The sequence below is a fragment of the Ochrobactrum sp. Q0168 genome (genome assembly GCF_016427605.1).
Taxonomy (GTDB): Bacteria; Pseudomonadota; Alphaproteobacteria; order Rhizobiales; family Rhizobiaceae; genus Brucella.
This window is the reverse complement of record NZ_JAELXQ010000002.1, coordinates 800,639-822,375: the sequence shown is the minus strand read 5'-3', so window position 1 is coordinate 822,375 and position 21,737 is coordinate 800,639. Positions and strand designations below refer to the sequence as shown.

The window sequence follows — 21,737 nt, the reverse complement described above, 5'->3', positions numbered from 1 at the left end:
TTCGGCGGATTGGCCCGAAGCACAACTTCAAAATCCCCCAAATTTTGTAAGAATATCTGCTGTCGAATTGAACAGGGCCGCCAGCCTGCAAATCGTGTACACAGATTTGAAAGTTCACTGGACAGATAGATCAATCACCCGCTCGATTCCGACGGCGTCGAGAAACGCCTGATCGTGGCTGACAACAAGTAAGCCGCCTTCATAGTCATTCAATGCAGCTTCCAGCGCCTCAATGGAATCGAGATCGAGGTGATTGGTTGGCTCATCCAAAATCAGCAATTCCGGCTTCTGTGTACCACCCAGAACGCAAGCGAGGGCCGCGCGCAGCAATTCGCCACCGCTCAGCTCTCCTGCTAACCGGCTCGCGCCTTCACCACGAAATGAGAAACGCGCCAGCGCTGCGCGCGCATCATTGTCATTCGCACCGGGATTGAGACGGCGGAAGTTCTCATAAAGCGTGGCTTCGCGATCCATCAGGCTCATCTGCTGGTCGAACATGGCTATCGGCACGAAACACTGCACGCGCCCGGTAACCGGCAGCAATTCTCCCGTGACGAGTCGCAGCAGCGACGTCTTGCCCGCGCCATTGGCACCCCGTATCGCGATGCGCTCTGGTCCGACAATCTTCATTGAAAAGTTCCAGATGACAGGCCTATCAGATCGCGGTCCACCCGACACATCCTCCATTTCCAGAAGAACACGCCCCGATGGCAACGCCGGACGCTCGACGCTGAAACGCATCGGCTTGACAGTTTCGACCAGCGCCTCGGCTTCTCTCAGTTGCGCCTCGGCCTTGTCCGCATTGCGATCCGCAAGCACCTTACCTTTGCCGCCGGTCTTCTGCGCCCGGTCCTCACGCGCATCGAGCAGCAGTTTGCTCATGCCAGCATCGGATCGGGAATTGCGCCCTCGCGCATCGCCGCGCGCCTGACGTTCGGCTGCGTCCTGCGCCTTGCGCTGAACCTGCTTCATTTCGCGCTGGGCAAGCTGAAGATTGCGAGCTGCATTGTCCCGCTCTTCCTGCTTTTTGCCGTGATAAAAATCCCAGTTGCCGCGGTAAAGATGGAGGCCGCCTTGCGAAAGCTCGGCTATGCTATCCATCCTACGCAACAGTGTGCGATCATGGCTGACGACAATCGCTGCTCCGCGCCACTCCGCCAGCATTTCCACTACCGCCTGACGGCCATCTTGGTCGAGATTGTTAGTCGGCTCATCGAGAAGGATGAGATCGGGCTGGTGGAACAGAAGCGCAGCCAATGCCGCGCGGGTCCGCTGCCCGCCGCTGATAGTTGCAAGGGGTGTCTGCGGTTCAAGCACCAGCCCGAAACGCTGCAAGGCGTCGACAAAGCGCTGCGGCAGAAGCCAGTCGGCTTGTTCGAAGTCGCTATCCGAACCCTGCCCGGCTTCAATACGCGAAAGCATGGCGAATGCTGCGGACAGATCAAACAGATCGGCCAGGGTCTGCCCACCGTCATTGGGAACGTTCTGTTGCAAAATACCGAGCCTACCGCTGCGCGCAACAGTGCCTGATGTTGGTGCCAAGGCACCGCTCATGATGTTGAGAAGCGTGGATTTACCCGCCCCGTTGCGCCCGACAAGGCCGATACGACCTTCGGTTACGCTGAAATTGACGGATTCGAAAAGCGTACGGCCATCAGCCGTGATGCAGGAAACATCCTGAAGTGTCAGAAGAGCAGTCATTGCGAACCATGGAAACATTGAAAACACTGGTCGGTCGATACAGTGCTGAATGATCCATCGTTCTTATCTCCTTGCTTTGACTGCTTCCTATATAGGGGCCGTTACCGGATCAATCCAGATCGAATGTCGCAATAACCGGGACATGGTCCGACGGTCGTTCCCAGCCGCGCGCATCGCGCAATATCTGGAGGTCCTTCATGTGGGCCTCCAGATCGGCGGAACCCCAGACATGATCGAGCCTGCGGCCACGGTCGGATTCATCCCAATCCTTGGCGCGATAGCTCCACCAGGTATAAATTTTCTGGTCCGACGGAATGATCTGGCGCATGAGGTCGCTCCAGCCGCCCTTGACGCGCAAATCTTCCAGCGTCTCGGTCTCGATCGGCGTATGGCTGACGATCTTCAAGAGCTGTTTATGCGACCAGACGTCGTTCTCCAGCGGCGCGATATTGAGATCGCCCACCAGGATCGACGACAGCCCATCCTGCCGGTCCGCCACAATGGCCCGCATTTCTTCCAGAAAGCCAAGCTTATGGGCAAACTTCGGATTGATTGCCGGGTCCGGCTCGTCACCGCCCGCTGGCACATAAAAATTATGGATGCGGAGCGTCTTGCTTCCAGCTTCGACCACCGCGCTCAAATGGCGACAATCGCCCATATCGCAAAAGCCGATTTTCTCGACATCGGACAAAGGACGGCGCGAGATGGTGGCAACGCCGTGATAGCCCTTCTGGCCGCTGATCGCGATATGCTCATAGCCAAGCGCGCGAAAACCCTTCGACGGAAACTGATCGTCCGGGCATTTGGTTTCCTGAAGACACAGAACATCGGGCTGGTAGTCGCGCAGAAACTGCTCGACCAGCGGCATGCGCAGGCGCACGGAGTTGATGTTCCAGGTAGCAACAGAAAAAGCCATGGGGGAAGGACTCGCAGCAACGAAAAAGATGCCGCGAACCTAACCATTTATCCCGCAAAAGCAAACAGCTTGCCGCAGCAAGGTGACAATTGCTGACCTTTTTGTGAAAGCCGTTTACTGGCCTTTGCGCTTCATGGCGATACGCTGATAGTCGATCTTGAACATATCGTCGGTAAAACGCACACCGCTGCGCACGTTGAAGATCATGACCGTGGTGTCGAGCTTCTGGGCATCGGTGATGGTCCACTGCTTCAGCTCATAGGACTTCGGATCGAACATCATGGTGATTTTCGAATCGCCGAAGATCGACTTGTCGCCGAGCACCAGCGTGGTCATGTCCGGTTCCTGCTTCACATTCTGCAGACGACCGCCGCCAAGGTCGATGCGGTCTGCCAGCAACAGCTTGAGCGGCGTCTTGGAAAGCGGATAGAGATCCCACGTATCCAGCTTGCGATTGTTGATGACGACAGATTCGCCATCGGAGATCACGCGGATAGGCGAGTTGTTGTAGTTGAAGCGGATCTTGCCGGGACGCTCGATATAGAAAGTACCGCCGGTCTGGTCGCCCTTCGGGCCGAACTGCACGAACTCGCCCGTCATAGTGCGCACCGATGAAAAATGATCGGCGATCTGCTGCGCTGCGCCTGCGCCGCCCGCGCCCTGCGCCATCGCGGCAACTGGCGTCAGCACCAGAGACGTGACGCCAAGACCAAGCGCTCCCATTCCCAGCACGGCGGCAAGACGGCCAGCTTTTACAAAGGCTGAAAAACGGGAAAACATCATCGGCATACTTTCTCTTTTCATCATTCTGTTTAACTACGCCGCCAGTTTGGCGCGAGTGTGGCGTGCTGCCGCCATAGAATCGGTGAGATTTTGGCTATGGCGTGGCGAAAATGGTGGGGTTCGAGAACCGGAGCGGAGTGTACTTCCGAGCATAATCCCGAAAAGTTGCAGACTTTTCGGACAAGATTATGCGTCGAAAAATGACACATGAGCACCGGAAGCACAGAACCAGGCCATTTGCAGGCCGCCAGAGCCGAAATACCCTGGCTTAGAATTCATCGTCACCGGTAGGCACCAGAATCTCACGCTTACCGGCATGGTTGGCGGGACCCACAATCCCTTCCTCTTCCATACGCTCGATAATCGACGCAGCCCGGTTATAGCCGATGCCGAGACGACGCTGGATATAAGAAGTGGAAGCCTTCTTGTCACGAAGCACCACGGCGACCGCCTGATCATAAGGATCGTCGGAATCCTCCAGATTGGAGGTTCCAGACGGACCGCCGCCGCCCTCGTCATCGTCTTCATCCTCAGTGATGGCATCGAGATATTCCGGCACGCCCTGAAGCTTCAGATGCTGCACGATGCGTTCCACCTCGTCGTCACCGACGAAAGGCCCGTGCACGCGCTGGATGCGACCACCGCCAGCCATGAAGAGCATATCGCCCTGACCGAGCAGCTGTTCAGCACCCTGCTCGCCCAGAATGGTGCGGCTGTCGATCTTCGACGTCACCTGGAAGGAAATACGGGTCGGGAAGTTGGCCTTGATCGTGCCGGTAATGACATCCACCGACGGACGCTGCGTGGCCATGATGACATGGATGCCAGCGGCACGCGCCATCTGCGCCAGACGCTGCACCGCGCCTTCGATATCCTTGCCCGCAACCATCATCAGGTCGGCCATCTCGTCGATGATGACCACGATATATGGCATTGGCGCCAGATCCAGCTCTTCGGTCTCGTAGATCGCCTCGCCGGTGTTGCGGTCGAAGCCGGTCTGCACAGTGCGCGCAATCGGTTCGCCCTTCTTCTGCGCCAGACCGACACGCTGGTTGAAACCGTCGATATTGCGCACGCCAACCTTCGACATCTTGCGATAGCGGTCTTCCATTTCGCGCACGGTCCATTTGAGCGCGACCACGGCCTTTTTCGGATCGGTCACAACCGGCGTGAGCAGATGCGGAATGCCGTCATAGACGGAAAGTTCCAGCATCTTCGGATCGATCATGATCAGGCGGCATTCCTGCGGCGTCATGCGATAGACGAGCGACAGGATCATGGTGTTGATCGCCACCGACTTGCCCGACCCGGTCGTACCGGCAACGAGCACGTGCGGCATCTTGGCGATATCGGCAATCACCGGCTCGCCATTGATGGTCTTGCCGAGCGCCAGCGCCAGTTTCGCCTTGGACTGCTCGAAATCACGGCTCGCCAGCATTTCGCGCAAGTAAACCATTTCGCGCTTCGGATTGGGCAATTCGATGCCGATGGCATTGCGGCCCGGAATGACAGCAACACGCGCTGCAATCGCACTCATCGAGCGGGCGATATCGTCGGCAAGGCCGATAACGCGGGAAGATTTGATGCCAGGCGCGGGTTCCAGTTCGTACAGCGTGACCACCGGGCCGGGCTTCACATTGATGATTTCGCCGCGCACGCCGAAATCTTCCAGCACGCCTTCCAAAAGCCGCGCATTCTGCTCCAGCGCGTCCTTCGAAAGAGCGGGATCGCGCTGAACCAGCTTTGGTTCGGCGAGGAAATGCAGCGACGGCATTTCAAACACGCCCTTGTCCTTGAGGAAGGACGACTGCGCCTCACGCTGGGCGCGAGCCCCCGGCTTGGGCGAAGGCGCTGCCTGTTCGACACGCGCCTTACGGCTGCGCTGAGGCGGCGCATCATGCCATTGCTGACCGGCCAGCGGCGCGTCGTCCATGCCGTCATCCATCGGGTCGTCCATGTCGAACGGTGCTTCATCCGGCGAAGGTCCGCCAAAGCCCGGTTCACGACGCCTGCCCGCTTCCGCACCATTGCGCGTTTCAGCACTGCGGCGCACAGCGCGCATATCGCCGAAATCCTCGTCGCGGGACTGGCGACGGCTAAGTCCGGTCAGACGCTTGAAATTGGCTGTCGTCGTCAGCACGAGATGAGTCAGCGCACCGATGAACTGGAAGCCGCCCGCGGTTTCCTCGTCCTCATCGAAATCCTCGTCCGCCCGTCCGCGCTGCGCTGGCTGAGCCGGATTGATGATGCCGCGGCCAATGATGCCGCTTGCAAAAAGGCAGAGCCACAGGGCGGGAAAGGCGAGAACCAGCGCAATGGCCGACGCGATTGCGCCTTGCGGGAACTGACCGATGAACAGTCCGGGAAAACGCAGCAGCATGTCGCCAAACACACCGCCAAGTCCAATCGGCATCGGCCAGCTTTCCGGCACGGCAAAGCAGCTTGCAATGCCTGCGAAAAGAATGGCTGCGCAGATCCAGGCAAAGCTGCGCTTGGAGACACGGCCAATACCGCCGCGCGTCATCATGAGAAGCGACCACACGACCAGCGGCAACAATGCGGGAACGCTCGCCAGACCGAAAAACTGCATGGCGAGATCGGAGAAGACAGCGCCCGGATAGCCAAGCGCATTGGTCACCGGATTGTCGGTTGCATGGCTGAAGCTTGGATCAGCCACATTCCATGTCGCCAGCGCGCCGACCGCCATCGCCGTCAGCGACAGAAGCGCCAGACCGAACAAAATATAGAACTGCCTGCGGAAGATATTGGTCAGGCGGAGCCTGTCTTCTGTTATCCGCTCGTCACGCAGCGGGTATGAGGGCGAATATCCTTGCCGCATATAGCCAGTCCCGAACCGAAATTTCTGCTGTCGCCCGTATCAGAATAGCTACGGGCAGAATGAATCGTTCCGATCCTAATCCGGCGATGGTTAATTCCGCATTAACCATGGGCAAATGCATTTCCAGCAAAAGTGTGAAGCGTCTACGCGGGGAAATCAGTTCACTGGACTGATTTCTGATCCCGCTTCGACGCGTAGGAAAATGCATAAAGGGTATAAGCCCATAAATGAAAAAGGCGCAGTTTCCTGCGCCTTTCTCCGTCTTGGGTGAATTGTTCTTACTGAACAGATTCGCCGTGCAAAGAGATATCGAGACCTTCGATTTCGGCCTGCTTGCTTGGACGCAGACCCATCACGGCCTTGACCACGTAGAGGATAATGGCTGTGGCGATGGCGGTGTAGACGACGGTTACGGCGGCACCGAAGAACTGCTTGCCGATCGTAGCACCTTCGCCAGCTGCATTGATGGTGGCGTCTGCGAAGAGACCGGTCAGAACCGCACCGACGAAACCGCCGACGCCGTGGACGCCGAAGGCATCGAGCGAGTCGTCATAGCCGAGAGCGTGCTTGATCTTGACGGCTGCGATGTAGCAGATCGCGCCAGCGATGACGCCGATGATGAGCGCGCCTGTCGGGTTGACGAAACCGGCAGCGGGCGTGATCGCAACCAGACCGGCAACGGCGCCCGAAATGATGCCGAGTACGCTTGGCTTACCGGCAATAGCCCATTCCACGAACATCCAGGCGAGAGCCGCACCGGCGGTTGCAACCTGCGTGTTGAGCATGGCAACACCAGCCAGTGCATTCGCGCCAGCGGCAGAACCGGCGTTGAAGCCAAACCAGCCAACCCACAGAAGGGCGGCGCCGATGACCGAGAGAACGAGGTTGTGCGGGGCCATGTTGGTGTGGCCGTAGCCGTCCCGCTTGCCGATGATGAGTGCCGCCACCAGACCGGCGACACCGGCATTGATGTGAACGACCGTGCCGCCCGCAAAGTCGAGAACGCCATCGGACGCCATGAAGCCGCCGCCCCAGACCCAATGCGCGACCGGAATATAGACGATGAAGAGCCACAGGGTCAGGAAGACCAGCATGGACGAGAACTTCATACGTTCAGCGAACGAACCGGCAATCAGCGCGGGCGTGATGATCGCAAAGGTCATCTGGAAGGTGATGAAGACATATTCCGGGATGGTGCCGGTCAGCGACTGCATCGTTACGCCGGAGAAGAAGGCTTTTGACAGACCGCCGATATATGAATTCATCGAACCGCCATCGGTGAAGGCGAGCGAATAGCCGGCGACCATCCACAGCACGGACATGAGACAGGTGATGGCAAAGCTCTGCATCACCGTGGACAGCACGTTCTTCTTGCGTACCATGCCGCCATAAAACAGCGCAAGGCCGGGGATGGTCATCATCAACACGAGCGCGGTTGACGTCAGCATCCAGGCCGTATCGCCCGTATCGAGAGTGGGCGTGGGCGCTGCAGGGGCCGCTGCTTCCTGAGCCCACGCCATTCCGGCCATGGCGACAAGCGCAGGCAAAGTGGCCAAAAGAGCTGCTGGCTTGATTCTTCCTGTTATGAGCATCGAATATCTCCGTCGAATGGCGGTTTCAAACGCGTATGCGCTGGAAAGACCGGTTCGAACTAAGAGAAACAAAAATCGTGCCAGTTGCAGAAAGGCGCGGCGCAAAATGAGATTTTTTTTGCAGAGCGATGGATACGACTTCCGGCGGAACCCGATAAGCCGGGCTTTTTCTGCCGGAGGTTTAGGCAAATTCAGGCTAAGTGATTCTGGTGATTCAGTTTTTCAGCGCCGTTACGTAGCGCTGAACTTTGCTGATAGTCAGCAGTTTGCACAATATTTATACAGACAACAATGGTGCGATTAATATTTAATCAATCCTTCTTTTCATGCACACGAATTAGCCCCTCCTGTGCGACGGAAGCCACCAGAATGCCATCGCGGGTATAAAGCGCGCCGCGATTGAACCCGCGCGCTCCGGAAGCGCTCGGCGTGTCCTGCGTATAAAGCAGCCAGTCATTCAGCTTGAACGGACGATGGAACCACATCGCGTGATCGAGGCTTGCCGCCTGAAGATCGCGGTCGAAGATCGAACGCCCATGCGGATGCAGTGATGTGTCGAGAAGCGTCATGTCGGAAAGATAGGCGAGAATTGCCGCCTGAAGCGCCCGATCATCGGGAACGATACCATTTGCGCGCACCCAGACATGCTGCGCAGGCTCCAGCTTCTCGCGCGAGAAATAATGCGTGAGCTGCACTGGTTTGATCTCGATGGGCCGTTCCTGCTCCCAATATTTGCGAACATTGGCCGGAGCGAGATGCAGATATTGTTCCTTGATATCGCGGTCGCCCAGCAATTGCTCCGGCATCGGCAGCCCTTCAGGCATGGCGATCTGGTGGTCCAGACCGCCTTCATCCACCTGAAACGACGCCGACAGCGTGAAGATGGCCTTGCCGTGCTGCTTGGCCAGCACGCGGCGCGTATTGAAGCTGGAACCGTCGCGAATGCGATCCACCTCATAGATGATCGGGATGGCCGGATCGCCGGGACGCACGAAATAGCCATGCAGCGAATGCACATGCCGCGCAGGCTCGACGGTCCGCTGGGCCGCGATCAGCGCCTGACCGATTACCTGACCGCCAAACACGCGCTGCCAGCCGACTTGCGGGCTGTTGCCGCGAAACAGATCCATTTCCAGCGTTTCGAGATCGAGTATCGACAGCAGCTCCCGCATGGAAGCCGTCTGGCCTGCTGGCTCGCCTGATACAGGCTTATCAGGGGCCTGCTGATATTCGGACTTTTCGCGATCGGACATGGACAGTCTATCTCCTGCGACCATATATGAAGCTAACAAACATGAAGCTCATGTTTGTTCCTGCCGGTCGAAATCTGTCAAGTGGCCCGGAAGCTTTTCGGATTCGGTCGGCGTGCCGCACAGTGCCGCGGCAAAATATCGGCTTCACTCTTGCCGTATTTGTGCCAGAAGCGCAGAAGCATGGTATAGGCTTTCCGAAAAGGACGATCCGATGGCTGCGACTTCCAGACAGACAAGCACCCGCAATACCGACCTGCTGATCGCCGGTGGCGGCTATGTCGGCCTCGTCACGGCGGTTGCGGTCAAGTCGGCGGCGCCGCATCTTTCCGTCCCCGTTGCCGATGGCGCGCCCGCCGGTTCGTGGAAGACGGACCCGCGCGCCTCGTCCATTGCGGCTGCCGCATCGCGGATGCTCGACCAGCTCGGCTGCTGGCAGGAGATCGTGCCCGACGCGCAGCCGATCACCGAAATGGTCATCACCGATTCGCGGGTTTCCGACCCGGTGCGTCCGGTTTTCCTGACCTTTTCAGGCGATGTGGACCCGGGCGAGCCCTTTGCCCATATGGTTGAGAATCGCGTTCTCAATACCGCGCTTCACAACAAGGCCGATGCACTGGGCATCACCTTCCTGGAAGCAACCAGCGTGGAAAGCTTCGAAACCAAGCCGGAAACGGTTACCGTTTCGCTTTCCAATGGCGACACAATCGAAACCCGGCTTCTGATCGCCGCCGATGGCGCGCGCTCGCGCCTGCGCGATCAGGCGGGCATCAAGATGGTCAACTGGGATTACGGCCAGTCCGGCATCGTCTGCAACGTGTCCCACGAAAAGCCACATGGCGGACGCGCCGACGAGCATTTCCTGCCTGCCGGGCCTTTTGCCATCCTGCCGCTGAAGGGCAATCGCAGCTCGCTCGTGTGGACCGAACGTACCGCCGATGCCGACCGGCTGATCCGTGAAGATGATTTCGTGTTCGAAGCCGAACTGGAACAGCGTTTCGGCCATCGTCTCGGTGCGCTGCATGTCGAAGGCCCGCGCCGCGCCTTCCCGCTTGGCCTGACGCTGGCGCGCGAATTCGTGAAGCCGCGCTTTGCCCTCGTTGGCGACGCTGCGCATCGCATTCACCCCATTGCGGGACAGGGTCTCAATCTCGGTTTCCGCGATGCCGCGGCCATTGCCGAAGTCATCGTCGAAACGGATCGTCTCGGCCTCGATATCGGATCGTTCGCCGCGCTTGAACGCTACCAGTCCTGGCGTCGGTTCGACACGGTGCAGATGGGCGTGACGACCGATATCCTCACCAAGCTGTTCTCCAACGACAATCCGGCCATCCGCTCCATTCGCGATATCGGCCTCGGTCTCGTGGACCGCGTCCCGAGCCTGAAATCCTTCTTCATCAAGCAGGCTGCCGGGTTGTCCGGCGATACACCCCGCCTGCTGAAAGGACAGTCGATCTAATTGCTGCCTATTAATCGCTGGAAGCAATAGGGAAGCGCCCTATATCCGTGACGGATAATCACCGAGAGGAGTTTTCTCATGGATAGAAAAGCAACGGCAGTCTGGCAAGGTACGCTGAAGGAAGGCAAAGGCACGCTCAACACGCAGAGCGGCGCACTGAAAGACCTTCCCTATGACTTCAAGGCTCGCTTCGAGGATGAAAGCGGGCGCGCAGGAACAAACCCGGAAGAACTTCTCGGTGCAGCGCATGCGGGCTGCTTCGCCATGCAGCTTTCCGCCCTGCTGACGCAAAACGGCACCCCGCCGGAAAAGCTGGAAGCAACGGCAGTTGTCAGCATCGGCCAGGCCTCGGGCGGCGGTTTTGAAATCACCCGCAGCGCGCTGACCCTCAATGCCAAGATTCCCGGCATCTCGTCAGAGGCTTTTGCCGATCTTGCCAAGAAGGCAAAGGAATCCTGCCCGCTTTCGAAAGCACTCGGCGCAATCGAAGTGACACTGGACGCGAAACTGGTCTGAGACCACGAAAGGCGGGTTTCACAAAGCCCGCCTTTTATTCCGGCAGATGGCAAACGGCCTCTATATTGTGCCCGTCCGGGTCGATCACGAAAGCCGCGTAATAATCGGGATGGTAATCGGCGCGAAGGCCCGGCTTGCCATTGTCGCTGCCGCCGGCTGCAATGGCCGCTTCATAGAAACGATCCACCTCCGAGCGCGTGCCCGCCGAAAAGGCGACGTGCAGAACGCCTTCCAGTTTGGCGCCCTTCTGCTTGCCGATCCAGAATTCCGGCTTGCCGTTGCGCCCATATCCGACCCAGTCGCCGAATTCCATGGCGCGGGTAATCCCCAATGGGGCCAGCGCCTCATCATAGAATTTGCGCGACTTGGGCATGCTGGAAATATTGAAGCCAATGTGATCGAGCATGATGCTCATTCTCCGTGCTGCCTTGTTATCTCAAGACATATCGGCGGCGACGCAAAGGTCAAGACCATGCAATCGATGAGTGCATGGCCTGCCGCCGGTTCGCGCAAAAAGCAAAAGGGGAGGCTATAGCCTCCCCTCTGCAATTCTCTGTCTGCAGCCCGGATTATACGCGGCGCTCGACCATCATCTTCTTGATTTCGGCAATCGCCTTGGCCGGGTTCAATCCCTTCGGGCAGGTCTGCGCGCAGTTCATGATCGTGTGGCAGCGATAGAGGCGGAACGGGTCCTCGAGATTGTCGAGACGTTCGCCCTTGGCTTCATCGCGGCTGTCGATCAGCCAGCGATAGGCCTGCAGAAGCACAGCCGGGCCGAGGTAACGGTCGCCGTTCCACCAGTAGCTCGGGCACGAGGTCGAGCAGCAGGCGCACAGAATGCACTCATAAAGACCGTCCAGCTTCTGGCGGTCGTCGTGGCTCTGCAGCCATTCCTTCTGCGGCTCCGGCGAAACCGTCTTGAGCCATGGCTCAATGGAACGGTGCTGGGCGTAGAAGTTGCTGAGGTCCGGAACAAGGTCCTTCACCACCGGCATATGCGGCAGCGGGTAGACCTTGATGGCACCCTTGATGTCGTCCATTCCCTTGGTGCAAGCCAGCGTGTTGGCGCCGTCGATGTTCATCGCGCAGGAGCCGCAAATGCCTTCACGGCACGAACGGCGCAGCGTCAACGTCGGATCGATCTTGTTCTTGATATAGAGCAGACCGTCCAGCACCATCGGGCCGCAATCGTCGCGATCGACATAATAGGTGTCGATGCTCGGATTGGCGTCGTCGTCTGGCGACCAGCGATAGATACGGAATTCCGTGACGCGCTTAGCGCCATCAGGACGGGGCCAGGTCTTGCCCTCCTGCATGCGGGAATTCTTGGGAAGTGCGAGTTCAACCATTGCTCTTTCCCTTAATCAGTAAACGCGCTTCTTCGGCGCAATCTTGGCGAGGCTGATGCCACCTTCTTCTTCCGTCGTAAGCGGATCGAGATGGACGGCGCGATAACCGAGCGTCACCTTGCCGTCCGGCGACAGCCAGGACAGGGTGTGCTTGCGCCATTCGGCATCGTTACGGTCCGGGAAATCCTCATGCGCATGAGCGCCGCGGCTTTCATGACGCGCTTCCGCCGAAACAACGGTCGTCAACGCATTGGCCATCAGGTTTTCCAGCTCCAGCGTCTCAACGAGATCGGAGTTCCAGATCATCGAGCGGTCGGAAACCTTGATATCCGGCAGTTCCTGCCAGATCTTTTCCATGCGCTCGCAGCCCTGCTTGAGCGATTCCGACGTGCGGAACACGGCGGCGTCTTCCTGCATGGTGCGCTGCATCTTTTCGCGCAGCTCTGCCGTCGGCGTCGAGCCGTTGGCAAAACGCAGGCGGTCGAAGCGATCCATGATCTTTTCGACGGCGGCTTCGTTGATGTCCGGGATCTTCGCGGCGCGGTCGATAACCTCGCCAGCGCGTATCGCAGCCGCACGACCGAACACCACAAGGTCGATCAGCGAGTTGGAACCAAGACGGTTTGCACCGTGCACCGAAGCGCAGCCCGCTTCGCCGACAGCCATCAGGCCCGGCTGGACGCGATCCGGATCTTCCGGCGTCGGGTTGAGCACTTCGCCCCAGTAATTGGTCGGAATGCCGCCCATATTGTAGTGAACGGTCGGCAGAACCGGGATCGGTTCCTTGGTCACATCCACGCCTGCGAAAATCTTGGCCGACTCAGAGATGCCCGGCAGGCGTTCATGCAGAACAGCGGGATCGAGATGGTCGAGATGCAGGAAGATATGGTCTTTGGCCTTGCCGACGCCGCGACCGGCGCGGATTTCCATGGTCATGCAGCGCGAAACCACGTCACGCGAGGCAAGATCCTTGGCCGATGGCGCATAACGCTCCATGAAGCGCTCGCCTTCGGAATTGACGAGATAGCCGCCTTCGCCGCGTGCGCCTTCGGTGATGAGGCAGCCTGCGCCGTAAATGCCGGTCGGATGGAACTGAACGAATTCCATGTCCTGAAGCGGCAGACCGGCACGCGCCGCCATGCCGCCACCGTCGCCGGTGCAGGTATGGGCCGAGGTGGCCGAGAAATAGGCGCGGCCATAGCCGCCCGTCGCCAGAACCACCATCTTGGCGGAGAAGCGATGGATGGTGCCGTCATCGAGGTTCCACGCCACGACGCCGGTGCAGACACCGTCGGTCATGATCAGGTCGAGCGCGAAATATTCGATGAAGAACTGCGCGTTGTTCTTCAGGCTCTGGCCGTAAAGCGTGTGCAGGATGGCGTGTCCGGTACGGTCGGCGGCAGCGCAGGTGCGCTGAACCGGAGGGCCGTCGCCGAAATTCTGCATGTGACCGCCGAACGGGCGCTGGTAAATCTTGCCTTCTTCCGTACGCGAGAACGGCACACCGTAGTGCTCGAGCTCATAGACGGCGGCAGGCGCTTCACGCGCCAGATATTCCATCGCGTCGGTATCGCCGAGCCAGTCCGATCCCTTGACGGTATCGTACATGTGCCACTGCCAGCTGTCCGGGCCCATATTCTTCAGCGAGGCGGCAATGCCGCCCTGTGCTGCGACCGTATGCGAACGGGTCGGGAAAACCTTCGTGATACAGGCGGTCTTCAGGCCCTGCTCGGCCATGCCGAGCGTGGCGCGCAGGCCTGCGCCACCGGCGCCAACCACAACCACGTCGAATTTGTGGTCGACAAATTTGTAGGACTTGCCGCCGGCAGCCGGAGCTGCATTTTTTTCTGCACTAGCCATCGGGCTATCAACCTCCGAAGCTGAGCTTGAGGATCGCGAACACTGAGGCAAAACCGACCACCGCCACAAAGAAGGTGTTCAGCATCACCAGCACGACCTTCATGCCTTCGCCATGCACATAATCTTCGATAATAACCTGCATGCCCAGACGCATGTGATAGACGCCGGTCAGAACGAACAGCGCCATGACAATGGCCGTAATGGGATGCGAGAGAGCAGCCCGGACTTCCGCAAAGCTTGCGCCATTGAGCGAAATCACCAGGCCGATGAAAAAGAGAACCAGCGGCACCAGAGCCACTGCCGTCACGCGCTGATACCAGAAATGGCCGGTGCCTTCCTTGGCGGAGCCAAGACCGCGAACCTTGCCAAGAGGCGTGCGCATATCGTTATTCGAACCGCTCATGGGATTGGCCTCCTAGCGCACCGAGTAAGCGACGACCCAGACGAGGATCGTAGCGATGACCGAGAAGACAACCGTAACCCAGGCAATCCTGGAAGCGGTGTGCTTTTCGAGACCGGAACCGGCATCCCAGATAAAATGACGAACGCCGCCAGCCAGATGGTGCAGCAGCGCCCAGGTATAGCCGAACAGCACAAGCTGGCCGATCCAGGAGCCGAACACGGCGTTGACGGCATTGAAGCACTCTTCGCCAACGGCTGCCGAAATCAGCCAGGCTGCAAGAAGCAGGGTGCCGAAATAGAGGGCGCCGCCCGTGACACGATGCAAAATGGACATCGTCATGGTCACTGGCCACCGGTAGATGGTCATGTGCGGCGACAAAGGACGCTGACGCGTTACGGTCGGTTGTGTCATGGTTCTCGCTGGCCTCTCGTGGGGCTTCCCTGACGTTTCTCCCCCGGCATGCCTCTGACGATAATCGGTCTGGCACACCGGATGGCGGGTTCTTAAAAACCCAGTTTTAAAGTCGCGCTCTACGCAATGAACCGGAATTTTCGATGCTGCGTCGGCACGAACCAATAAATATGGCGAGACCGTGGAATACGGCCTTATGTGCCGCTTTCTACTGCTCTTTTACCATCACGTCAAAGAAGCTTTTTCACGAAAAGACTAACAATTGGTCGCACCTTTGCGACACTTTCACGTGATTGCGGCCTTCAATCGTTTGAAGGCCGCAATTTCAAAAAACATGTGTAATTTCATCAACTTTAGCAAAGACGCATCAGGCGCCGAATCGAATCACATAGCTCGACCAGTCAGCCGCCGTCGCGATCTGCTCATAGAGCTTGCGCCCGTCTTCCGGCACGCGCGGCGCATTGAGCACCAGCTTGGACCAGCTGCGTTCTTCCGCCTTGTCGGCCAGCAGGTCGATCAGCGCCTTGGCAATGCCTTTGCCGCGATGATCGTGATGGACATAGATATGATCCACCTGCCCTGCGCGCAGGCCCGAAACCGGCTCCGGCAGATCGTAGAAAATCACGAAGCCGACCAGATTACCGTCCACGCGCGCGCCAAGAATTTCGGTGGCGCGGTCCTGCAAAAGATGCTCGGCGTAATAATCGTCGGGACGGCGCGGCGCGCCGCGCTTGAGCGCCTGCGCATAGCTGGCAAGCAGCGGCGCAAATTCGTGGGCATCACGAAGATGAAGATGCGCAATATCGACGGCATGATCTTTGGTCATTGAACATTCCTTGGCCTTCGGGGCGGTTCAAGTCGCCTTTGGTCACAGCGCCGCGAAGCAGTTGCGCAAAGGCTTATGCGATTGTAGCCAGCACGGATGACAAAGGTAAAGAAAGAGTTAAGATGAACGGGAACTCTTTTTGCGTCAGACGGCAAAGGTGAAACGGGCCATGGCAAAACGAAACAGAACAGCTTTGCTGGCTTCATGTACGCTTGGGGTTTTTGGCTGGGTCGCGACGGCATCCGCCGACACCACCTTGCGCTATGCCGACGCGTCTGGAAACCTCATCATGCAGAAGGCGGATGGCGGCGCCAAGATCATCCGTGTCGGTGCAGCGCATAAAGACCCGACCTTGCCGATCCCACGCCGGATGCAGGGCGAAACGACCATCACCGCGCCGCAGGACAAGGCTGTCGCCTATATCGTCAGCCCTGCGAACAGCAGCTGTGAAAGCGCTGTCGTTTTGCGCGGACGCTCATTCATGGTTGGGCTGGATAGGGGCGAAACGCCGGTGCTGGATCATCCGGGCTGTTGAGCCTTATCCGCGCGTGCGGGCGGAGCCTGACGGGCGAAACTCCACGACATTCTCATCAGAGATAATCGGTGAGGCTGCGCGCACGCAATTGCGGCCGCCCTTTTTCGCCTCATAGAGCGCGCCGTCAGCCCGCTTGTAGAGATCGGAAAACATGTCGTCGAATTCCATCTCCGCGACACCGAAGCTGGCGGTGAAATCGATATCGCCACTATGGCTCGGAATCTGGATTGTGCCGCATGCCAGACGCATACCGTCGGCGCAGCGCGACGCCGTCTGAATGGTGCTTCCCGGCAGCAGCACCGCAAATTCCTCGCCGCCCATGCGGGCGGCAAAGCCGCCGCGGGCAACAGCCGTCTTGCGCAACTCGGCAGCAAAGGCTGCAATGACACGGTCGCCCAGAGCATGACCGTAATTATCATTGATGAGTTTGAAATAATCGATATCGCAAACCACGAGCGAAAGGATCTTCTGCGACCGCTTCGCCTTATCGATGGCCGCTTCTGCCCGCAATGCAAAGCCGCGGCGATTGAGCAGTGCGGAAAGTTCGTCCGTTTCGGAGCGAATGGTCATGTCCGAGAGCAGCGCGCGCATCAGGCTCAACAGCAGCAGAAGCCCTGCCGCAACCGACAGTCCCGCGCCAATCGACTGGGCCAGCAGCGCATAGGCGGTATTTACATAATCATTCGGCTCTGCGCCCGCGCCGCCCGATGCGCTGGCGAGCACAGGCTTCATGAGAAAATGCAACGCACTCAAGGCAAAGAGCGCTGCCATCAACATATCAACCGCGCCCCGCCCGCTCCAACGCAGAATAACCCATACGGCAAGCGCCAATGCCAGGAAATAAGGCGTCTGGTAGAGAAACGAACCCGTCCAGGTGCTGCGCGCAATGCCGTAAATGGCGTAGATCAGCGCCAGTGACACAAACACCAGCAGGCCGAGCATCTTCCATGGCACCGGCGCGGCATACATGCGCGCTAAGCCGATGACGAGACACACCAGCGTCATGAGATAGGCCGCGAAGGCGAGCATATAGCCGAGTTGCTGGCTGGGCATGGACGGCATGGCCAGCTCGCTCAGGAAATAAAGCATCGCAAAGACGAAGCCGATCGCGAAGACGCGCGCCGCCCTATTGCCTTGCGCATAAACGGCAATGCCGAAAAACGCAAAAGCAAACAGACCGGAAACGGTCATGTTGATGATGAGAATGAAATCGGCCCCGCCCATGAATGCCTTTTTCCGTTCGCAGCGCAGTCAAATAAGAAAATACTAATCTAACAGCACTCCCCTATACAGGGAATATGCGAGGAAACCATGAAGAAGCTTATAAGAGCATTGCTGTTTGAGGCTTTTGTTTTCGATATTTCTATTGAGAACAGAGCGTAAAGAAAAAGCCGCCGGATCGCTCCGGCGGCTTTTTCAAATCGGTAACTTCCGAAACGTTAGTTCCAGTCGCGAATGTCCACGAAGTGACCGGCAATCGCAGCAGCGGCAGCCATGGCCGGCGAGACGAGATGGGTGCGGCCCTTAAAACCCTGACGGCCTTCAAAGTTACGGTTCGAGGTCGAAGCGCAACGTTCTCCCGGCTTCAGGCGGTCGTCATTCATGGCGAGGCACATGGAGCAGCCCGGCTCGCGCCAGTCGAAACCGGCTTCGATGAAGATCTTGTCGAGGCCTTCCGCTTCCGCCTGCTCCTTCACGAGACCCGAGCCCGGCACGATCATGGCGTTGACGCCATCGGCAACCTTCTTGCCAGCGGCCATACGCGCTGCATCGCGGAGATCTTCGATACGGCCATTGGTGCAGGAACCGATGAAGACGCGGTCGATCTTGATGTCGGTCATCTTGGTGCCCGGCTTCAGACCCATATAGTCAAGCGCGCGCCACTTGGATGCCCGCTTGGTCTCGTCCTTGATTTCATCCGGGTTCGGAACGATGTCGGTGACGAAAACGACGTCTTCCGGCGACGAACCCCAGGAAACGACCGGCGAAATCTTGGCGGCATCCAGCTCGACGATCTTGTCGAAATGCGCACCTTCATCCGAATGCAGCGTCTTCCAGTAGCTGAGGGCCTGCTCCAGCGCTTCGCCCTTCGGCGCGCGCGGCTTGTCCTTCACATAGGCGAAGGTCGTTTCGTCCGGCGCGATCAGACCAGCGCGTGCGCCGCCTTCAATCGACATGTTGCAGACGGTCATGCGACCTTCCATCGACAGCGAGCGAATGGCGCTGCCCGCATATTCGATCACGTAACCGGTGCCGCCTGCGGTGCCGATTTCGCCGATGATGGCGAGCGTGATGTCCTTGGCGGTGACGCCCGGAGCCAGCTCACCCTCAACACGCACCAGCATGTTCTTGGCTTTCTTCTGGATCAGCGTCTGGGTCGCGAGCACATGCTCGACTTCCGACGTGCCGATACCATGTGCCAGCGAACCGAAGGCGCCATGGGTCGAGGTGTGGCTGTCGCCGCAGACAATCGTCATGCCCGGCAGAGTGAAGCCCTGCTCCGGTCCGACGATGTGCACGACGCCTTGGCGACGATCGCGCTCGGAATAATATTCAACGCCGAAATCGGCGGCATTCTTGGCGAGAGCCTCAACCTGAATGCGGCTTTCTTCGTTCTTGATGCCGTTGACGCGATCTTTCGAAGTCGGCACGTTGTGATCGACCACAGCCAGCGTCTTCTCGGGATGGCGCACCTGACGGCCAGCCATGCGCAGGCCTTCGAAAGCCTGGGGGCTCGTCACTTCGTGCACAAGATGGCGATCAATATAAAGGAGGCAGGTACCATCTTCCTGCTGATCCACTACATGGTCGTCCCAGATCTTGTCATAAAGTGTACGCGGCGCGCTCATTGCGAGAGTTCCTTTGAACGGTTCTTAATTTGGCTGTCATATGCACCTGCTGTTGCGTTTCGTCAAGAAACTGAAACCGCAACAGGGTGTCGCAGTAACAATCTTGCGCAAAGCGGGCAGAATTATGCCTGATATTATGTGTCACGATGCATTTGGCAAATAAAAAAGGCGGCCACAGGCCGCCTTTTTCAAAGAGCTCCGGCTGAAACTTATTCAGCAGCGGTCTTGGCAGCTTCGGCCTTGGCAGCGGCAGCCTTGTCAGCTTCGCGCTCAGCCTTGGTGCGGTTGTCTTTCTTTTCAGAAATACGAGCAGCCTTACCGGTGAGGCCACGCAGGTAGTAAAGCTTGGCGCGACGGACCTTACCGCGGCGAACCAGCTCAACACCTTCGACGATCGGCGAGTAAACCGGGAATACGCGCTCTACGCCTTCGCCGTACGAAATCTTGCGAACGGTGAAGTTTTCGTTGAGGCCAGCGCCCGAACGAGCAATGCAGACGCCTTCATAGGCCTGCACGCGGGTACGCGTACCTTCGGTCACACGAACCTGAACGCGAACCGTGTCGCCCGGCTGGAAATCCGGAAGCTTGCGCTTTTCTTCGATCTTTGCTGCCTGTTCGGCTTCAAGCTGACGAATAATATCGGTCATCGTCTGACTCCTTCTATGTTCTTCTCAAACAGTCAGAGCGCTCTGCACTTGCCGCCAAGCAATCCTTGGCCTTGCGGCTATGCCCTCGATATCAGGCAGGAGCGGTACACCATTTATTGGTTTACGGACGCCTCGGGCTGTGCCCGAACGAGCCATTGCAACGTCGGATTCTTCCGAACAGACGCGCCAATACAGCATCGCGAGGGATTTGTCACGCCCTGTCAGAATTTTTAATAGCCAGCCGCAACGGTCTATGTCAGAAATATCGCAAAAATAAAATGCTTCGCAAGCAAGCAGTCTAAAAAGCACAAACGGGAACAACATGACCATCAAACAACCGTCACCCTCATTGTATAATGAGGATCTGGCGCCTGCGGTCGAACGCAAATGGGGCGCTTTCAGTATTTTCAACGTCTGGACGTCGGACGTTCATAGTCTTTGGGGCTATTATCTTGCCGCAAGCCTTTTTTTGCTTTGCGGCAGCTTCCTGAACTTCATCATCGCCATCGGTCTCGGCTCTCTGGTCATCTTCTTCCTGATGAGCCTCGTGGGCAATGCAGGCGTGCGGACAGGCGTGCCGTTTCCGGTGCTGGCGCGCGCTTCCTTCGGCACGTTCGGCGCGAACTTTCCAGCGCTTGTGCGCGGTGTCGTCGCCTGTTTCTGGTACGGCGCGCAGACGGCGGCGGCCTCCGGCGCCCTCGTTGCGCTGCTGATCCGCAATGACAGCCTGCTGGCCTTTCACCAGAACAGCCATCTGCTCGGCCATTCAACCCTTGAAGTCATCTGCTACGTGCTGGTCTGGGCGGCGCAGCTCTTGATCATCCAGCGCGGCATGGAAACGGTGCGCCGTTTTCAGGACTGGGCCGGTCCGGCTGTCTGGGTCATGATGCTCATTCTGGCCGTCTATCTGGTCATCAAGGCTGGTACTTTCTCTTTCGGCAGCGAAATCCCGCGCGATGTTCTGCTGGAGAAAACCAAAGATGCTGGCGTATCGGGCGAGCCCGGCTCCATAGCGGCTCTGGCAGCCGTTGCCGCCACCTGGATTACCTATTTCGCAGCGCTTTATCTCAATTTCTGCGACTTCTCGCGCTATGCCAAGGATGAAGCGTCACTCAGGCGCGGCAATCTCTGGGGCCTGCCGGTCAATCTTCTGGCCTTCTGCCTTGTCGCCGGTGTCACCACCACAGCCGCTTTCACCGTTTATGGTGAAGTGCTGCTGCACCCCGACCAGATCTCAGCAAAGTTCGACAGCTGGTTCCTGGCGCTTCTGGCCGCGCTGACATTCACTGTCGCGACACTCGGCATCAATGTGGTTGCAAACTTCGTTTCCGCCGCCTTCGATTTCTCGAACACATTTCCGCAGAAGGTTTCCTTCAAGCGGGGCGGTTTCATTGCGGCGCTGATCGCGCTGATCCTCTATCCGTTCGCACCATGGGAAACCGGCGCTGCGCATTTCGTCAATTTCCTCGGCTCCACCATGGGGCCGATCTTTGGGATCATGATGGTCGATTATTATCTGCTGCGTCGCGGACAGCTGAATGTCGCCGATCTCTATCAGGAAAATGGCGAGTTCCGCTTCCAGAACGGCTGGCACGTCAAGGCTTTCATCGCCTTTGCCATTGGCGCGCTGTTCTCGTCAGTCCTGCCGATAGCCACCAATCTTCTGCCGAACTGGTGGGGAACCTATGGCTGGTTCTTCGGGGTCGGCATTGGCGGCGGGGTCTATTACCTGCTTCGCAAGCCGGAAGCTGCCCTTCGCGCATCCGCAAAACAGCACGCCTGAAACAGAAATGCCCGGTGA

General features: G+C 58.3%; 19 protein-coding genes. 4 read left to right on the top strand and 15 right to left on the bottom strand.

All coding sequences use genetic code 11. The annotated features are described in order from the left end of the window. Nucleotides 1-114 precede the first annotated feature (114 nt). The 6 genes from JAU75_RS08130 to tesB form a co-directional block, all read right to left on the bottom strand. Complete coding sequence (locus JAU75_RS08130) at nt 115-1,701, bottom strand: ABC-F family ATP-binding cassette domain-containing protein (protein ID WP_199055992.1); 1,587 nt, start codon at nt 1,699-1,701, stop codon at nt 115-117. Nucleotides 1,702-1,810: 109 nt separating this feature from the next. Further along, complete coding sequence (xth, locus tag JAU75_RS08125; protein WP_199055991.1) at nt 1,811-2,617, bottom strand: exodeoxyribonuclease III; 807 nt, start codon at nt 2,615-2,617, stop codon at nt 1,811-1,813. A gap of 114 nt (nt 2,618-2,731) precedes the next feature. Continuing rightward, on the bottom strand, nt 2,732-3,400 hold the full coding sequence (locus tag JAU75_RS08120) for an outer membrane lipoprotein carrier protein LolA (RefSeq protein WP_199055990.1): 669 nt from the start codon (nt 3,398-3,400) through the stop codon (nt 2,732-2,734). Between the two features lie 268 nt (nt 3,401-3,668). After that, nucleotides 3,669-6,239, bottom strand: a complete 2,571-nt coding sequence (locus JAU75_RS08115) for a DNA translocase FtsK (protein WP_199055989.1) — start codon at nt 6,237-6,239, stop codon at nt 3,669-3,671. A 278-nt stretch (nt 6,240-6,517) separates the two neighbouring features. Beyond that, nucleotides 6,518-7,831: an ammonium transporter gene (locus tag JAU75_RS08110; protein ID WP_199055988.1), complete on the bottom strand. Its 1,314-nt coding sequence runs from the start codon at nt 7,829-7,831 to the stop codon at nt 6,518-6,520. 311 nt (nt 7,832-8,142) lie between these two features. Next, nucleotides 8,143-9,084: an acyl-CoA thioesterase II gene (gene tesB / locus JAU75_RS08105; protein WP_371836122.1), complete on the bottom strand. Its 942-nt coding sequence runs from the start codon at nt 9,082-9,084 to the stop codon at nt 8,143-8,145. Nucleotides 9,085-9,295: 211 nt separating this feature from the next. Between tesB and JAU75_RS08100 the strand changes: the two genes are divergently transcribed. Together JAU75_RS08100 and JAU75_RS08095 are read left to right on the top strand one after the other, a co-directional pair. After that, entirely contained in the window at nt 9,296-10,540 is a 1,245-nt protein-coding gene (locus JAU75_RS08100; RefSeq protein ID WP_199055987.1) for a ubiquinone biosynthesis hydroxylase, read from the top strand. Between the two features lie 78 nt (nt 10,541-10,618). Then, nucleotides 10,619-11,056 carry an OsmC family protein gene (locus JAU75_RS08095; RefSeq protein WP_199055986.1) on the top strand — a complete coding sequence of 146 codons (438 nt, stop codon included), beginning with the start codon at nt 10,619-10,621 and terminating at the stop codon, nt 11,054-11,056. Between the two features lie 34 nt (nt 11,057-11,090). On the opposite strand, the gene JAU75_RS08090 is transcribed toward JAU75_RS08095, so the two are convergent. The 6 genes from JAU75_RS08090 to JAU75_RS08065 form a co-directional block, all read right to left on the bottom strand. After that, nucleotides 11,091-11,462, bottom strand: a complete 372-nt coding sequence (locus JAU75_RS08090) for a VOC family protein (RefSeq protein WP_199055985.1) — start codon at nt 11,460-11,462, stop codon at nt 11,091-11,093. A 163-nt stretch (nt 11,463-11,625) separates the two neighbouring features. Next, a complete protein-coding gene (locus tag JAU75_RS08085) occupies nt 11,626-12,405 on the bottom strand; it encodes a succinate dehydrogenase iron-sulfur subunit (RefSeq protein ID WP_199055984.1) in 780 nt (259 codons plus the stop codon). Between the two features lie 15 nt (nt 12,406-12,420). Beyond that, nucleotides 12,421-14,265 carry a succinate dehydrogenase flavoprotein subunit gene (gene sdhA, locus JAU75_RS08080; RefSeq protein ID WP_199055983.1) on the bottom strand — a complete coding sequence of 615 codons (1,845 nt, stop codon included), beginning with the start codon at nt 14,263-14,265 and terminating at the stop codon, nt 12,421-12,423. Between the two features lie 7 nt (nt 14,266-14,272). Further along, entirely contained in the window at nt 14,273-14,668 is a 396-nt protein-coding gene (gene sdhD, locus JAU75_RS08075; RefSeq protein WP_199055982.1) for a succinate dehydrogenase, hydrophobic membrane anchor protein, read from the bottom strand. Nucleotides 14,669-14,680: 12 nt separating this feature from the next. After that, the gene (gene sdhC / locus JAU75_RS08070; protein WP_199055981.1) at nt 14,681-15,079 is read right to left on the bottom strand and encodes a succinate dehydrogenase, cytochrome b556 subunit; all 399 of its coding nucleotides are present in this window, start codon (nt 15,077-15,079) and stop codon (nt 14,681-14,683) included. Nucleotides 15,080-15,446: 367 nt separating this feature from the next. Beyond that, nucleotides 15,447-15,905, bottom strand: a complete 459-nt coding sequence (locus JAU75_RS08065) for a GNAT family N-acetyltransferase (protein ID WP_078337555.1) — start codon at nt 15,903-15,905, stop codon at nt 15,447-15,449. A gap of 169 nt (nt 15,906-16,074) precedes the next feature. Between JAU75_RS08065 and JAU75_RS08060 the strand changes: the two genes are divergently transcribed. After that, on the top strand, nt 16,075-16,440 hold the full coding sequence (locus tag JAU75_RS08060) for a hypothetical protein (RefSeq protein ID WP_199055980.1): 366 nt from the start codon (nt 16,075-16,077) through the stop codon (nt 16,438-16,440). A 3-nt stretch (nt 16,441-16,443) separates the two neighbouring features. On the opposite strand, the gene JAU75_RS08055 is transcribed toward JAU75_RS08060, so the two are convergent. The 3 genes from JAU75_RS08055 to rplS all read right to left on the bottom strand — a co-directional run bounded on the left by JAU75_RS08055 (nt 16,444) and on the right by rplS (nt 19,936). Then, nucleotides 16,444-17,664, bottom strand: a complete 1,221-nt coding sequence (locus tag JAU75_RS08055) for a GGDEF domain-containing protein (protein ID WP_199055979.1) — start codon at nt 17,662-17,664, stop codon at nt 16,444-16,446. A 215-nt stretch (nt 17,665-17,879) separates the two neighbouring features. Beyond that, nucleotides 17,880-19,289: a 3-isopropylmalate dehydratase large subunit gene (gene leuC / locus JAU75_RS08050; protein ID WP_199055978.1), complete on the bottom strand. Its 1,410-nt coding sequence runs from the start codon at nt 19,287-19,289 to the stop codon at nt 17,880-17,882. A 209-nt stretch (nt 19,290-19,498) separates the two neighbouring features. After that, nucleotides 19,499-19,936, bottom strand: a complete 438-nt coding sequence (rplS, locus tag JAU75_RS08045; protein ID WP_078337559.1) for a 50S ribosomal protein L19 — start codon at nt 19,934-19,936, stop codon at nt 19,499-19,501. 322 nt (nt 19,937-20,258) lie between these two features. Here rplS and JAU75_RS08040 point away from each other — a divergent pair, with 322 nt between their 5' ends. Further along, complete coding sequence (locus tag JAU75_RS08040; protein WP_199055977.1) at nt 20,259-21,719, top strand: NCS1 family nucleobase:cation symporter-1; 1,461 nt, start codon at nt 20,259-20,261, stop codon at nt 21,717-21,719. Nucleotides 21,720-21,737: the final 18 nt, after the last annotated feature.

Coding starts and splice junctions, on each gene's coding strand:
- JAU75_RS08130 (WP_199055992.1), bottom strand. CDS start 1,701: ATGACTGCTCTTCTGACACTTCAGGATGTTTCCTGCATCACGGCTGAT.
- xth (WP_199055991.1), bottom strand. CDS start 2,617: ATGGCTTTTTCTGTTGCTACCTGGAACATCAACTCCGTGCGCCTGCGC.
- JAU75_RS08120 (WP_199055990.1), bottom strand. CDS start 3,400: ATGATGTTTTCCCGTTTTTCAGCCTTTGTAAAAGCTGGCCGTCTTGCC.
- JAU75_RS08115 (WP_199055989.1), bottom strand. CDS start 6,239: ATGCGGCAAGGATATTCGCCCTCATACCCGCTGCGTGACGAGCGGATA.
- JAU75_RS08110 (WP_199055988.1), bottom strand. CDS start 7,831: ATGCTCATAACAGGAAGAATCAAGCCAGCAGCTCTTTTGGCCACTTTG.
- tesB (WP_371836122.1), bottom strand. CDS start 9,084: ATGTCCGATCGCGAAAAGTCCGAATATCAGCAGGCCCCTGATAAGCCT.
- JAU75_RS08100 (WP_199055987.1), top strand. CDS start 9,296: ATGGCTGCGACTTCCAGACAGACAAGCACCCGCAATACCGACCTGCTG.
- JAU75_RS08095 (WP_199055986.1), top strand. CDS start 10,619: ATGGATAGAAAAGCAACGGCAGTCTGGCAAGGTACGCTGAAGGAAGGC.
- JAU75_RS08090 (WP_199055985.1), bottom strand. CDS start 11,462: ATGCTCGATCACATTGGCTTCAATATTTCCAGCATGCCCAAGTCGCGC.
- JAU75_RS08085 (WP_199055984.1), bottom strand. CDS start 12,405: ATGGTTGAACTCGCACTTCCCAAGAATTCCCGCATGCAGGAGGGCAAG.
- sdhA (WP_199055983.1), bottom strand. CDS start 14,265: ATGGCTAGTGCAGAAAAAAATGCAGCTCCGGCTGCCGGCGGCAAGTCC.
- sdhD (WP_199055982.1), bottom strand. CDS start 14,668: ATGAGCGGTTCGAATAACGATATGCGCACGCCTCTTGGCAAGGTTCGC.
- sdhC (WP_199055981.1), bottom strand. CDS start 15,079: ATGACACAACCGACCGTAACGCGTCAGCGTCCTTTGTCGCCGCACATG.
- JAU75_RS08065 (WP_078337555.1), bottom strand. CDS start 15,905: ATGACCAAAGATCATGCCGTCGATATTGCGCATCTTCATCTTCGTGAT.
- JAU75_RS08060 (WP_199055980.1), top strand. CDS start 16,075: ATGGCAAAACGAAACAGAACAGCTTTGCTGGCTTCATGTACGCTTGGG.
- JAU75_RS08055 (WP_199055979.1), bottom strand. CDS start 17,664: ATGGGCGGGGCCGATTTCATTCTCATCATCAACATGACCGTTTCCGGT.
- leuC (WP_199055978.1), bottom strand. CDS start 19,289: ATGAGCGCGCCGCGTACACTTTATGACAAGATCTGGGACGACCATGTA.
- rplS (WP_078337559.1), bottom strand. CDS start 19,936: ATGACCGATATTATTCGTCAGCTTGAAGCCGAACAGGCAGCAAAGATC.
- JAU75_RS08040 (WP_199055977.1), top strand. CDS start 20,259: ATGACCATCAAACAACCGTCACCCTCATTGTATAATGAGGATCTGGCG.